Genomic DNA, 14,328 nt, shown 5'->3' on the forward strand with positions numbered 1-14,328 from the left:
GCCAAATATGTTATTGTTTTTAAGGTTCTATGTTTGTTTTCATTGCACTCTATTTGGATAACTACAGCCTAACACGCTCGCGGTATTCTTTTGGAGTCAGTCCGACCACCTTTTTGAACACTTTGTTGAAATAGGTAGGATCCGGATAGCCGACCCGTTCCCCGATCTCGTATGTTTTGAGCGCGGGCTCCTTGATCAGCCGCTCCTTGGCCCGCTCGATCCGCACGGAAATGATGTAGTCGGTAATCGTCTCTCCGGTCTCCGTCTTGAACAGCTTGCTCAGATAGCTCGGGGTCAGGAAAACGGTGTCTGCCAGCCGTTGAAGCTCCAATTCCTCGGTATAATGCGTCTGGACGAACGCTTTGACCGTCTCGACGACCCGGTTCTCCTGCTTGGCGCTTCCCAGCGCCCCAAGCTGTTTCTCCGCCGCCGCGAGGAAGGCGGCGGAGAATGCCGCTCCGTTCGGGAACAGAACGGGGACGAGCGCGGCCGCGTCTTCCGTTTCCTCGCCGACGGGCAGCCGTCGCTCACGCTTCTCGCACCGGATCAGATCGAACACGGCTTCGCTTCCTTCCCTAAGCGTCCGCCAAGACGCCCTTCGCCCGATCAAGTCGTCAAGCCAGCCGCGAAGAGCTTGTCCCGCCCGGTCCAGGTCGAGCAGCTGCAGCGCCGGACGAAATTCCCGGTCCAACATCAGCGCGGGATTGGGGTCCGTCTCGGCGGGTTTCGGCGCATGGAACGCGTCGAGCATCGCCTTCGCTCCCGGCTCGTACCAGCAGGTCTGCAGGCAGTTCTCCGCCTCCAGATAAGCTTCCCGCAGCTTGGCCGGCCCTTGGTGAATGCCGCTTGCCCCGACCCGCGCCTGCGTCGACTGCGGCAGGCGCTGCAGCAGCGTGTGCCCGAGCTCGCGAATCGTATCCGCGTGGTCTCCCTTGCCGATCGCCGCCGCGATGACGAGAAGACGCGGTTCCCAAGCGATCACCTTGCGCTCGCGCGACCAGACGTCCGTGCTCCGTTCGATCGCTTCCGCCGCCGCATCCGGCTCGCAGCGCAGCACGAACACCGCGAAATGATCGCGCAGCAGGCTCGTCCGGCCCAGCTCCCGGACCGCGCCCTGCGCCATATGCTCCGGAAGATGCTTGATTTCGCTGCGCAGCAGCAGCCGCAGATGCTCGTCGACCGCCACCGACTTGCGATAGCGTTCCTGCTCCGCCTGGCCGTGAACCCGATGAAGCAGCTCCGCCAGCTCTTCCTCGTCCACCGGCTTGAGCAGATAGTCTTCCACGCCGAACCGGATCGCCTGCCGGGCGAACGCGAAATCGTTGAAGCCGCTCAGCACCGCGAACTTCACCTTCGTATCCCGCCGGCGCACGCGCTCGATCATTTGCAGCCCGGTCATTTGCGGCATCTTGATATCGGTAATGATGAGATCGAGACGAAGCCCGCCCATTCGGTCCAGCAGCTCCTGACCGCTGGCGCAGGCGGCCACGACCTGAAAAAGCTCGCCATATTGCCCGATCAGTTTGACCAATCCGTGCCGAATTCTCTCTTCGTCGTCTACGACCGCGATCCGGATCATGCTTGGTCTCCTCCCTTCCGCCTATGGGGCAGACGCACCGTGACGGTCGTTCCTCTCCCAGGCTCGCTGTCCACCGTCAGTCCGTAGGCTTCCCCGTAGCGCAGCTTCAGCCGCTCGTTCACGTTGCGCAGGCCGATGCCGCCCTGACCGGCCGCCTCGGCTGCAGAGAGGCGCAACGCCGCCTGCAGATTCGCCAGCGTCTCGACGTCCATGCCCGAGCCGTCGTCGGCGATGTCGAATAGATCGTCCGTTCCTTCCGGCCGGTAGCGGATCCGGATCCGCATGCCGGCCTGCGAATCGTCCAGCCCATGGTAGACCGAATTTTCCACGATCGGCTGGAACAGCAGCTTCATCACCTGAAGCCCTTCCGTCTCGCGAGGATCGGGCAGGTCCAGGACGAAGCGGTTCCCGTAGCGATAGTTAAGCAAAGTGACGTACATGCGCAAATGCCGCCACTCCCGATCGATCGGGACGAACTCGAGGCCGGCGTGAAAGCTGTACCGCAGCAGCTTGCCGAGCAGCTGCGTCATATCGCCGACCTCCTTGTCGTCGTTCAGAACCGCGGTCATGCGGATCGACTCCAGCGTGTTATAAATAAAATGCGGGTTGATCTGGTGCTGCAGCGATTCCAGTTCCGCTTCCTTCTTGCGCTGCTCCACCTGGTAGATATCCTGGATCAGCGTCTTCATCCGGTCGATCATCCGGTTGAACGCGCTGCCGGCCAGTCCGATCTCGTCCCGCCGGCGCGCGGGGAAAAAGACGTTCATGTTGCCGTTCTGCACCTCCTTCATGTGGCGGACGAGAGAGCGGAGCGGCCGCGTGATCGCGAATACGAGCACGAGCGAGATGAGAAGCGCGAACGCCATGATGACGATGGCGGTGACGATCGTGAAATTGCGCGTCTTCGTCGCGTCTTCCATCAGGTGGTTCTCGGGAATCGTGATGAGCACCCGCCAGCCCGTCGCCTCCGACTGCTTGTAGATCGTCAGCACCGGTTGGCCGTTTTCCGTATGGTGGAAGCTTCCCTGAGAGCCCGGCATCTTCGCGAGCAGCTCCTGCCGCGACCATTTTTGTCCCAAGTATTTTTTCTCGCTGTCGTAAATGACCCGACCGCCGTCGTCCGTAATGAGCGTCGTTCCGTGCGTGACGTTGTCCAAATTCATGACGATGTCCTCGATTACGCCGATGTTGGCGTCCACGGCGATGATGCCGAGAGTGTCGAAGTTGGCCGGGTCGATGATCTCCCGAACGACGGTGAACACGTACCGCTTCCCGCTCATCGTCGGCGTGACCTCCTGCGTGCTGAGCAGCACGGGCGTTCCGTGGGCGTTCGCCGCCACCTTTTTCCACTCCGGATAGACGGCGGACAGGTCGGAGCGGACGTCGAGCACTTTGGCCGAATAGTAGACGTGGCCGAAAGCGTCGAACAAGTAAACGGTGTTCGTACCGCTCTTGATATTATTGAGAAAATAAATGCTGTTGCCGATTTTCTTCCGGATATCGATCGTCCGCTGCTGATTGCTGGGCAGAATGCTCACCGAATCGCCGCCGCCGTCCGGCTGGCCCCGGTAAAACTCGTTGGACATCTTAAGCCCGTCCTTGATCTCCCCCAGATAAGACGGAATGATCGAGATTTTCTGCATGTCCTGCATATAATCGTCGAGCTTGCCCATCATGCTGTCGGACAGCTTGGAGACGTACGCGATCGTGTTGTCCTCGATCGAATGCGAGTAGCGCTGCGCCGACAACAGGGTGAGCGCGCCGATCGGCAGCGCTATCAAGAACACGAACACGACGCTGAGCTTGCTCTCCATCCGGCCCGTCCATCTCGGCATCCGCCAGTTCACTCGCATCCCCCTCTTTACCATTCAAGCCTGCAACAATGGATCCTAACAAAATAATAATAATTAGGCAATCGAACGTCAAAAAAAGAGAAACAAAAAGCGGCCAAGAGGAAATTTCCCCTTCAGCCGCTTCCGTTCCCGCCGGGTCAGTGCGTATAAGCCGCCACGTTGTCGGTGTCCACCGCCGTATGAAGCGCCGCGTTCAAGCCGCTGGCGATGATGTTGCCGATATCCTCGATGAACTTGTCGATCTCCTTGGGCGTCACCAGCAGATCGTGTCCGAGCGGTTCCAGCACTTCCTTGACGAGCTGCAGCCGCTCCGTCTCCGCCATCTTGCCGAACACGCCGAACAGCGGGTCGGTATTGTCCGTATGCCGCTTCATATGCTCGAATACCATGTCCATCGTGTTGTTCACCATCGTGGAGGCGTAGACGACGGTAGGGACGCCGATCGCGATGCAGGGCACGCCCAGAATGTCCTTCGTCAGCCCTTTGCGCTTGTTGCCGATGCCGGATCCGGGGTGGATGCCCGTATCGGCAATCTGGATCGTCGTGTTGACCCGCTCCAGCGAACGGGCCGCCAGCGCGTCGACCGCGATGATCAGGTCCGGCTTCGCTTTCTCGGCGATCCCCTGCACGATGTCGCTGGACTCGATGCCCGTCGTTCCGAGCACGCCCGGCGCCACCGCGCTGACCGGACGGTATCCGTCGCTCACCTGGTCCGGCATGAGCTCGAAAAACTGCCGGGTCACCATCGTGTTCTCCACCACGATCGGCCCGAGCGCGTCCGGCGTGACGTTCCAGTTGCCCAGTCCGACGATAAAGACGCTGGCCGTCGGGCCGATGCCTAGCCGCGACAGGAACGCTTCGAATTCCCTCGCGAACGTCGTCGCCACCTGATCCTGAAGATCGGTGTCTCCCCGCCGCAGCTCCGGCACTTCCAGCGTCACGTAATGGCCCGGCATCTTGCCGATCGCCTTCGCTCCTTCTTCCGTCTGCACGTGCATCCGGGTCACGGAAATCCCGTGTTCCTTGACCTCCTCGGACCAGACGCCGGGAATCTCTCCTCCCTGCGCGCCGGCCATCTCCCGGGCTTCGATTGCCAGGTCGGTCCGGATACCGTACAAGCTCATATCCAATTCACGTTCCGTCACTGCATGGTTCCCCCTTCCGTCATGGGAGGCGCCGCTTTCGGCGCTTGGCGCCCAGGGCTTGCGCCGCTTAAAATCGCTTGCGTTTTGCCCCCTTGCATGATAGAATGTTACAAGTTGTCTAGAGAAATACTTACGGTTTTGCAGGAGGTGAAATCAATGCCGAACATCAAATCCGCGATCAAGCGCACGAAGACGAACGACAAGCGCCGTTTGCGCAACGCATCCCAGAAATCCGCTCTTCGCACCGCCGTGAAGCAAGCCGACCAAGCCGTTATCGGAACGGACGTCGCCGCTGCCAAGGCAGCGCTTCAACTGGCGCAGAAGAAATTGGATAAAGCGGTAACCAAGGGCCTCATTCACAAGAACGCGGCTGCCCGCAAGAAGTCCCGTTTGGCTCAGAAGCTGAACAAGTTGTCCGCGCAAGCGTAAGCTTCGAATAAAGCGCAGACAAGTACGGATACGGTAAAATAAAAGGTTGGCCCTTTCAGCGGAACCGTCCGCTTCGCGGGTCAACCTTTTTTGTTGCGTTTAGAGCGCAAGACGCTAGTCGGTACGCTTCTTGGCTCGGTTCGCGCCGCATGCGCCGCAAGAAGCTCAACTGCTGCGCTCCTTGGCGCCGTCCGCGCCCCGGTCCGTCACCCTCCGCCTTCCGATCCCGTGCGCAGCAGGAACAGCTCCAACCCGAGCGTCTTCTCGACCCGGCCCGTCTTCATCTCGTAGTCGAGCTCGGCGAGCCGCTCCAGTACCGCGGCCAGCCGCTCCAAGCTGAAGCCGCGCGCCTGCTCCGCCGTAATTTTGGCCGCGTAGGGATGAAGGCCGAGCTGGCCCGCCATCTGCTGCGGCGTGAAGCCTTGCTTCCTCAGCTCCTTCACCAGCAGCATGTTGCGGAATTGCCGGACGAGCAGCGCCGTCAGCTTGATCGGTTCTTCCCGCTGCTTGAGCAGATCGTAGTACAAAGCCAGCGCCCGGTCCGTCCGCAGCGCGGCAATCTCTTCCGTCAGCTTGAAGACGCTCTGCTCCGTGCTGGCGGACACAAGCGTTGCGACCGCCTCCGCGGTCACCGTGCCGCCTTCCCCCGCGTGCAGGCAGAGCTTGTCGATCTCGGCGGCGATCGCGCCCATCTCGCTTCCGACCCGGCGCAGCAGCTCGTCCACCGCTCCCTGTTCCATCCGGCGCTTCTGCCCTTCCGCCCTCCGGATCGCCCACTGCGACAGCTCCTCCGCCGCCATCGGCGCGAACGAGACGACCGCATCCTTGTCCTTCGCGTACTTGACGAGCTTTTTGCGCTCGTCCAGCTTCTCGTGCGGCACGACGAACAGCAGCACCGTGCTGTCCAGCGGGCCGCTCATATAACCCTGCAGCCGCTCCGGCCGATGCTCGACTTTCGCCGAATCGCGCCCGGACGCGAACACGACGCTGTCGCGAACCACGACAAGCTTGCTCGGCACGAGGAAAGGCGGCGTCTCCGCTTCGTCCACGATCTCGTCGAGCGGATTCTCGGACGTGCTGAACCGGACAAGCCCCATCTCCCGGTGCTCCGGCTCCATCAGCGCGGCGATCAGGCGCTCGATAAAATCGTCGATCAGATAGCTCTCCGTTCCGTAACAAACATAGTACGGTTTGATACGGCCTTCGCGCAGCTCCCGCAGCGCTTTGCGGTATTCCATGGCGATGCCGGGCTCCTTTAGCTAACAAGATACGAACAGTTTATCAGAAAAGTGCCGGCTTGTCCCGCCGAGGCGGCCTCTTTCGCAGCGGCCGAACGGAACAAATCCCTCAAAAGTGAAGTGATGCTCTGAAGTTAAATCCGATTCCTTTTGGGGGAGCCCCCGGTTATCCACAGGAAATTTAATCGCATCATTTCCTAAACAAGCACGAAGGGACGGCGCTTATCCTAGAAGCGCCATCCCTTCGTCTCTTGGACATCTATGTCAACGTCCGCCGGCCGGCCCATGGTACCGTGCGCGAACGAGCGTGACCGTCGTCCCGGCGTCCCTCTTCGGAGCGCCTCTTCTCTTTCGTCTCTACAGCATACGCATGTGGCCTGCCCGATGTGACGAACCTTGACTTTTACTGCCCGGTATCTTCCGTCTCCTGTCCGGTCTCGGCCGTCCAGAGCAGCGCCTTCTTCGTTCCGTCGGCATCCGTACGGACGTAATGAAGCGCCGAGGAGTCTTCCTCCCACTTCATAATGTCGATCGCGCCGCCTTCCGGCACCGCGGTTTCGAACGCCACGGAGTTGTCGTCCGTCCGCACGATGTCCAGCTTCCCGCCGTTCACGCTGGCCTGCAGCTTGCCGTCCGGCGACTGCCAAATCGAGGAAGGAACGAAGCCCTCGACCATGGAGCTCGAGGCCGTACCTTCGCGATCCGAAGCCGCGGGCGACCCGGATGCCGCCGCGCCGCCCGCGGCGGAATCGCTCGCTCCGGCATCCGGCGGATTGTCCGCTTTCGAAGGAGCGACGAGATCCTTCTGGACCGAGTATGTGTCGGCCGACTTGCCGTCCGCCGCAGCGGAATCAGGCTGCGCCGCAGAAGCCGGAGCGTCTCCGGCCGGCGCCGAACCTTCCGAGGACGATGCGCCCCCGGCTCTGACCTTGTCTTCTGCGCTCGGCTCGGCCGGAACGCTCTCGTCGAATTTGACGCTCGGCGGGTCCGAAGCTTGCGGCGCCTGGGCGGACTCGTCCCCTTCGGCGCTCTTCTGCATCGGAGCGGCGAACAATTCGGTCTTGGGTTCCTGCGCCGAATTCGACGAAGCCGCCGAATCTCCGCCGCCGGACAGCGCCTCGGATTGCGAGGCGGCGTCGTAGTCTACGCCCGACGAATGCAGCCACGAGAGCGGATGGGCGAACAGCAGCAGACCGGCTACGACGCCGGCCGCCACCACGCCGGAGACGCGCTGGAGCGTCCTGCGGCGCCTCCGGGAGGAGCGAGGACCGAACGGCGCGTCGGAAGGCTGCGCCTCCGCCCGATCCGCCGCCGGGGCGGAAGAATCGCCTTGCGCGATCTCGATCTGTTCGAGCTGAGGCAGAATCGAATCGACGATGCTGAAGCTCGGAACGACCCGAGGCAGCTGGGCAAGGCCGTTCGATAGACGGGTCAAGCGTTCCAACATGGCGGCGCAATCCGGGCAAGATCGGATATGTTCCGTCATGAGCGACGTTTCGGCCGCATCCAAGTCGCCGTCAAGCGAACGCTGCATGAGTTCCATCACCTCTTGGCAATTCATCCCCGGACACCACCTTTCTGATAATCTCGAAGCAGCGAATGCAGTTGCTGCCGGGCTCTGAATAAGTAGGATTTCACCGTATTGAGGGGCAGATTCAGCGATTCGGCTATCTCGTTATAGGAGAAATCCTGCAAATAACGAAGCACGACCACCGTTCGGTGATGCTCGGGCAGCTTGCCGATCGCTTCGCGAATCTCCTCCGAATCGAACGAGGACATCACCTCGGCCTCCACGTTGTCTCCCGCCTGAAAAACGAGCTCGTGCTCGTCGATCGAGACGGAAGGCCGGCTCCGGCGAAACTTGTCGATGCAGATGTTCGTGACGATTCGCTGCACCCAGGTACGAAACTGGGCTTTTTCCTCGTACGTATGAATTTTGGAATAAATGCGGATGAGCGCCTCCTGCGAAGCGTCCAGCGCATCCTGCTCGTTCCCCAGCAGATAATAAGCCGTTCGGTAAACGTGTTGCTCGATCTCGCGGAGCAGCGCGACAAGGGCGTCGCGATCGCCGGCTTGCGCGTTTTTGATCAACTCCGGCTCCACCACAGAAGATCCTCCTCTCCTGCATCCCCATTGACGCGTTCGTTCGTCAAAAGGTTGCACCCAACTTCCGCCTGTTCAAAAGGAAACTTATCCCCCTATGATTCTCTGGGCACTTACACCCACTAAGTCTAGCAAAAAAACGGCCGTTTGTCCGCTGCCAGTCATAGGGAAGGCGGCGCGGACGCCTTCATCTCCCGGCGCTCCAGCCGGCCGGACGGGGAGACGCGATATTGGATCTCCCCGTTCTCGTCCGTCCGGAAATACGGAATGCCGTCGGCGTTCAAGCGATCCAGCACCTCTTCGTTTGGATGACCGTACGTATTGTTGCGGCCGACGGAGATGACCGCTTGAGCCGGGTTCCACCGGCGGAGCCAGTCTTCCGAGGTGGATGTCCGGCTGCCGTGATGGCCCGTCTTGAGCACGTCGACGTAGGCCGGCAGCGAAGCCGCGACAGGATCGCGGAGGATCCGGCGCTCTCCGGGAGCCTCCAGGTCGCCGGGCAGCAAAAACGTACGGCCGTATAGCGCGAGCAATAGGACGACGCTGCGGTCGTTTTGTTCTTTGACCACGGGGATGGCGCCCCCGGTCTCTTCTCCTTGCGGATAAAGGGCCGTCAGGCGGGCGGAGCGCCCCCAGGACCAGCTAAGGCCTTCTTCCGCGGCATACATCGGAATGCCGCGTTCGTCTGCCATTTGGAATAGACGATCTACGACCCCATCCGGTTTGATCGAGCCGTTGAACAAAATTCGCTTGACCGGAATGTCGGCCAGCACGGCGGCCGCGCCGCCGATATGATCCTGGTCGAGATGCGTCAGCACCAGCCAGTCGAGCGACCGGACTCCCCTCTGCTTCAGGAGGGGGACGACCGTCTTTTTGCCGACTTCGTAAGGGTCCCGCTTATCCCGCCATTCATCGCTCTTTTTGCGGAACGTCAGCGTGCCGCCGGTATCGATCAGACCGTACTTTCCTTCGCCCGTGCGGACGAGAATGCTGTCGCCCTGCCCGACGTCGAGAAACATCACCTTCGCATCCCGGTCGAGCCATGCAGGCTGGACACCCCACAGCAGCCAGACGAGCCCGGCCAGCGCAAGCGTCCCTCCCGCGAGCGGCAGTCTCCGCCGGCTTCGCCGCTCCGGAGGCGGCTCGGGAAGGGGATTTTCGAGAAGCGGGACGGTCGATTCGTCTGCCGCGGCCGATGCTTGGCGCGCATAGGCCGCGACCCGCGCCGCCCGCTCGCGGGGATCGAAGCCCGGAGCTTCCGCTTGACGCAGCCGTTCCTCCAACGTGCTCCGTCTCGTCCGCTCCGCTTGCCTGCTCTGCAGCCACGCCGCCGCCGCGAACAGGAGCGCGTACGTGAACAGAACCCAGATAAGCGACGGCTGCGGCCAATACGTCTGCATGCCGGGAACGGAACCGAGAACGGCGATCGCGGAATCGGTCAGCCAGTTGCACCAGGACGCCGCTTGGGCCGCGATCGCGCCCAGCGGATGCCAGCATGCGGCAAGAACGACCGAAGCCATGCCGAGCGGCATGACGACGGCGCTGATGAACGGAACGAGCGCCAGGTTGGCCAGAAGGGATAGGAGATGGAACTGGTGGAAGTAATAGACCGACACCGGAAAAGAAACGGCTTGCGCCGTGACGGCGACCGCCAGCGAGCTGCGCAGACCGGGCCGGCGCAGCGGCAACGCAGCGGAGACGGCGGGAACGAACAGGATGAGCCCGGCGGTGACGATGAACGACAGCTGGAAGCTGACGTCCTCGATGACGAGCGGATTCCAGACGAGCATGGCAAGCGCCGAGGCCACGAGCAGGTGAAGCCCGTCCTTGAGCCGGTTGCGTCTCGCCATATACAGCGCCAGCATGCCCATCAGGCAAGCCCGGATGGCCGATGGCGACGCTCCGGTCAGCAGCATGTAAGCCGGCAGCGCCGCGATGGTCAGTTCGAGCGAGCGCTCGCGCGTCAGCCGGAGCAGCGCGCCAAGGCGAAGCAGAATGAAGATAACGACCGCGACATGAAGGCCGGAGATCGCCAGGACGTGAGTCAGCCCGAGCCGGGAAAAGGAAGCGTACTGATCGGGGTCCACGTCGTCCTGGATGCCCGCGACGAGCCCTTTCATATAGCCGGCGTCGGGCTCGTCGTAGATCGTGTCCATGAGCGCCGCGATTCGCGAGCGAAGCTCGTCCGCCATCCGGAGCGGCACGACCGGCCACGGCGCCCGGTCGCGAACGACGTCGACGGAAGCCGCCCCTTTGGCGCTTACCGACCAATGAATACGCTGCTTCTGCAGATACTCGCGGTAATCGAAGCCGCCGAAGTTGCCGGCGACAGCCGGCCGCTGAAGCTCGCCGCTCACCCGAACGGCGTCTCCCCGCTTCCACCTCGCCGCCGTCTTCAGTTCATCTTTGGCCGCCAGCCGAATGCGGACGAGCACCGTTTCCTTCAGCGAAAAAGCGGATTCTTCCGCCGGCGGACCGGCCTCGCTCTCGGCTTCGCGCGCCTGCCCGGCTGAAAGCGAAGACTCGCCATTCCCGGCAGCCATTCCGTTTGCGCGCAGCTTGAACGTCACCGTGTCGCCGTCAATCGAAACGGGCGATGCGATCTCTCCATTAACCTGGACGGACGCACCGTCCGGGTCTTCACCGAGCAGACGGTCGATCTGCGAAACATTATGCTCGTCGACCCACAATCGCTGTCCGGCCGCAAGGACCAGCGCCAGCCCGCAAGCCAGCGCCGCCTGCCGCGGCATGTTCGCCAGCCGCGCGCAGCCAAGCAGCAGCACCAGCGCCCCGGCGACGGCCGCGATCCCCGGCAGCCCGTGGCGTAAGCCGATGAGCGCGTCGCCTAACGTCCAACAAACGACGAAGGCGACCAACGGCCTTCTTTTCAAAATCGATCCGCTCCTTTCCCTTAGCTCGCGCAAAAAACTACTGTGGCATAATGAACGAACACGATTGATCTTCATTCCTTCGCCAATCCCCGAAAACGGTGCAATCATGTACCGCAAGCGCATCGGCTCGCCGTCGAAAACTGGCGGATGGGCTCTTGACGCGATGATTTGCATCGTTAGCGCATGCGCCAGGCTTCGGAATGCGCAGCTAACGATGTTTCGCATCGCAAGCGCATCGGCTCGCCGCCGAAATCCGGCGAACGGGCTCTTGATGCGATGATTTGCATCGTTAGCTCATCGCATCAGGCTTCGGAATGCGCAGCTAACGATGTTTCGTATCGCAAGCGCATCGGCTCGCCGCCGAAATCCGGCAAATGGGTTCTGGATACGAAAACTTTGTTATTCAATAATGCCGTCGTTGAAAAAAAAGAACCCCGCGCCAAAAGCTTGGCGACGAGGTTCTTCCTCACGTATGCGGTCCGGCCCGCTTCAGGCCGATCCGTCCTGCACTTCCGTATCCGGCGGGGGCACGTAGCCTTCGAGCCGGCGGAACACGATGCCTCTCTGCTGCATGAGCGCGGCCACCTTCTCATAATCCTTCGGGTAGAATCGATGGTAGACGATCTCGCTGACGCCGCTGTTGGCCAGCATGTTCGCGCACGTCCAGCAGGGCTGATCCGTCACGTAAACGGTCGAGCCTTCGCGGTCGTTGCGGTCGGTGAACAACAGCAAATTTTGTTCGGCGTGGATCGTCCGGATGCAGCGCTGTTTTTTGATCATCGCTCCGCCGTCCTGGGAAGGCTCGAACTCCTCCACGATCATGCAGCCCGCCTCCGAGCAGTCCGGTACGCCCATCGGCGCTCCGTTGTAGGCGGTGCCGAGCAGCTTCTTGCCTTGCACGAGCACGGCGCCGACATGCCTTCTCGGGCAGCGGGAGCGGGTCGACGCCATAAAAGCGATATCCATGAAGTAAGTGTCCCAGTCTTTGCGCACCGCTTGGGTTTGTGCCATCTTCCTCGTTCCCTCCGCTCGCTTTGCCGTCGCCTTACCGGACGCCTTTTATGCCTGGCTCGCAGCCAGCGCCTGCTCCAGATCGTGCAAAATATCGTCGATGCCTTCGGTCCCGACCGACAGCCGGAGCATGCCCGGCTGCACGCCTGCGGACGCCTGCTCTTCCTCGCTGAGCTGTTGGTGCGTCGTGCTCGCGGGATGAATGATCAGCGACTTCGAATCGCCGACGTTGGCGAGGTGCGAGAACAGCCGGACCGCGTTGATCACTTTTTTGCCCGCTTCGATGCCGCCCTTGATGCCGAAGGTCAGAATCGCCCCTTGCCCCTTCGGCAAATAACGTTGAGCCTGTTCGTAGGACGGGTGGTCGGACAAGCCCGGGTAGTTGACCCACTCGACCGCGGAATGCTCCTGCAGGAACTTCGCCACCGCCAGGGCGTTGCTGCTGTGGCGTTCCATGCGCAAATGGAGCGTCTCGAGCCCTTGCAGAAACAAGAAGGAATTGAATGGCGACAGCGCCGCCCCCATGTCCCGAAGCAGTTGAACCCGCATCTTGATAATATATGCGATCGGGCCTACCGCATCCGTATAGACGACGCCGTGGTAACTCGGATCCGGCTGCGTCAGGCCGGGAAACTTGCCGCTCGCCTTCCAGTCGAACTTGCCGCCGTCGACGACGATGCCGCCGATCGAAGTGCCGTGGCCGCCGATAAACTTCGTGGCCGAATGAACGACGATGTCGGCGCCGAAGTCGATCGGCCGGCACAGATACGGCGTGGCGAACGTGTTGTCGATAATGAGCGGAATCCCGTTCTCATGAGCGATGTCCGCCACCGCCGCAATGTCGAGCACGTCGCCCTTCGGATTGCCGATCGTCTCCGCGTAAAGCGCCTTGGTGTTCGGCGTGATGGCGGCGCGGAAATTTTCCGGGTTGCCGGAGTCGACGAATCTGACCTTGATGCCCAGCTTCGGCAGCGTTATGGCGAATAAGTTATAAGTCCCGCCGTACAGGCTCGACGAGGCGACGATCTCGTCTCCCGCGCCGGCGATATTGAAGATCGAATACGTGATGGCCGCTTGACCGGACGCGACGGCCAGCGCCCCCGCTCCGCCTTCCAGAGCGGCGACCCGCTGCTCGAAGACGTCCGAGGTCGGGTTCATGATCCGGGTGTAAATGTTGCCAAACTCTTTCAGGGCGAACAGGTCGGCCGCATGATCGGTGTCGCGGAAGCCGTAAGAGCTCGTCTGGTAGATCGGCACGGCGCGGGACATCGTCGCCGGATCGATCTGCTGGCCGGCATGAACCGCGAGCGTTTCCAGCGAAAGTTCTCTTTCTTTTGTCATATTCGTTCCTCCCGGGATAGGATCGAAGTCTAAAGTCACATTCTTCCTTATTGTCGCATATTTTCCGCGAAAGAGGAAGACGAGCTATACCGTCACATCGGCACGAATGCCGGCCAGCAGCTTCTCTCCGATTCCTTTGACGTTCAGCAAGTCCTCCACGCTGCGAAACGGACCGTTCTGCTCCCGGTAGGAGACGATCGCCTTGGCCTTGGACGGGCCGATTCCCTTCAGCTCGTCCAATTGCTCGGCCGTCGCCGCGTTGAGGTTAAGCAAGCCGGCGGCGTTGGACGGCGGCGAGGCCGCCGACGCCGGAGGAGAGAATGGCGGGGTCGCCGGTGCCGAAGGAGCGGACGGCGGTGCCGGGGGTGCAGACACGGATGGGGACGCGACCGCCGCAGCGGATGCGGAAGGCGGCTCGTCGCCCGCGGCGGCGACGAATGGCGCGGAAGAACCAGCCGGTGTCGGACTTGCGGTCGCCTGATTCAGGCTCGGGCTTGCCGCCGCGTCCAGCGCGGCCATCACTTGGTCATTGACCGGCTTCCAGCCCGGAACGGACGCCTTTCCGCCCGGCGAGATCAGCGCGCAAGCGAGAATCGCGGCGCCGGCGAGCGCGACGGCTCCCGCCGCCTTCCATTGATGAAAGAAACTGTTGCCCATTATTTCCTCTCCTCTTCGCAATTTAGTCATGTCGGCCAAACCGTCGTTCATAAGATGGGATGAGTTGGAGCGTCATGGAAG

The 14,328-nt window shown here is 61.6% G+C and carries 11 protein-coding genes; 1 reads left to right on the forward strand and 10 read right to left on the reverse strand.

The window, feature by feature from the left end:
- Positions 1-61 precede the first annotated feature (61 nt).
- The 3 genes from H7C18_RS02450 to gpr all read right to left on the reverse strand — a co-directional run bounded on the left by H7C18_RS02450 (position 62) and on the right by gpr (position 4,556).
- Complete coding sequence (locus H7C18_RS02450; protein ID WP_185127416.1) at positions 62-1,579, reverse strand: response regulator; 1,518 nt, start codon at positions 1,577-1,579, stop codon at positions 62-64.
- A complete protein-coding gene (locus H7C18_RS02455) occupies positions 1,576-3,426 on the reverse strand; it encodes a cache domain-containing sensor histidine kinase (protein ID WP_337912752.1) in 1,851 nt (616 codons plus the stop codon). Before H7C18_RS02455 ends, H7C18_RS02450 begins: the two co-directional genes overlap by 4 nt.
- 143 nt (positions 3,427-3,569) lie before the next feature.
- Entirely contained in the window at positions 3,570-4,556 is a 987-nt protein-coding gene (gene gpr, locus H7C18_RS02460) for a GPR endopeptidase (RefSeq protein ID WP_185127455.1), read from the reverse strand.
- Positions 4,557-4,733: 177 nt separating this feature from the next.
- On the opposite strand from gpr, the gene rpsT reads away from it, so the two are divergent.
- Entirely contained in the window at positions 4,734-5,006 is a 273-nt protein-coding gene (gene rpsT, locus H7C18_RS02465; RefSeq protein WP_185127418.1) for a 30S ribosomal protein S20, read from the forward strand.
- Positions 5,007-5,212: 206 nt separating this feature from the next.
- On the opposite strand, the gene holA is transcribed toward rpsT, so the two are convergent.
- From holA to H7C18_RS02500, 7 genes are all read right to left on the reverse strand, one after another.
- Positions 5,213-6,244 (reverse strand): DNA polymerase III subunit delta, encoded by a 1,032-nt coding sequence (gene holA, locus H7C18_RS02470; RefSeq protein ID WP_185127419.1) that lies wholly within the window; start codon positions 6,242-6,244, stop codon positions 5,213-5,215.
- A 403-nt stretch (positions 6,245-6,647) separates the two neighbouring features.
- A complete protein-coding gene (locus H7C18_RS02475) occupies positions 6,648-7,805 on the reverse strand; it encodes an anti-sigma factor family protein (RefSeq protein ID WP_185127420.1) in 1,158 nt (385 codons plus the stop codon).
- Positions 7,802-8,350 carry a sigma-70 family RNA polymerase sigma factor gene (locus H7C18_RS02480; protein ID WP_185127421.1) on the reverse strand — a complete coding sequence of 183 codons (549 nt, stop codon included), beginning with the start codon at positions 8,348-8,350 and terminating at the stop codon, positions 7,802-7,804. Before H7C18_RS02480 ends, H7C18_RS02475 begins: the two co-directional genes overlap by 4 nt.
- 158 nt (positions 8,351-8,508) lie before the next feature.
- Positions 8,509-11,238 carry a ComEC/Rec2 family competence protein gene (locus H7C18_RS02485; RefSeq protein ID WP_185127422.1) on the reverse strand — a complete coding sequence of 910 codons (2,730 nt, stop codon included), beginning with the start codon at positions 11,236-11,238 and terminating at the stop codon, positions 8,509-8,511.
- Positions 11,239-11,727: 489 nt separating this feature from the next.
- Positions 11,728-12,249 carry a deoxycytidylate deaminase gene (locus H7C18_RS02490; protein WP_185127423.1) on the reverse strand — a complete coding sequence of 174 codons (522 nt, stop codon included), beginning with the start codon at positions 12,247-12,249 and terminating at the stop codon, positions 11,728-11,730.
- 48 nt (positions 12,250-12,297) lie between these two features.
- The gene (locus H7C18_RS02495) at positions 12,298-13,590 is read right to left on the reverse strand and encodes a homocysteine synthase (protein ID WP_185127424.1); all 1,293 of its coding nucleotides are present in this window, start codon (positions 13,588-13,590) and stop codon (positions 12,298-12,300) included.
- Positions 13,591-13,674: 84 nt separating this feature from the next.
- Positions 13,675-14,247, reverse strand: a complete 573-nt coding sequence (locus H7C18_RS02500) for a ComEA family DNA-binding protein (RefSeq protein ID WP_202886903.1) — start codon at positions 14,245-14,247, stop codon at positions 13,675-13,677.
- Positions 14,248-14,328 lie beyond the last annotated feature (81 nt).

Origin of the sequence: Cohnella zeiphila (assembly GCF_014212055.1) — a bacterium.
GTDB classification, from domain to species: domain Bacteria; phylum Bacillota; class Bacilli; order Paenibacillales; family Paenibacillaceae; genus Cohnella; species Cohnella zeiphila.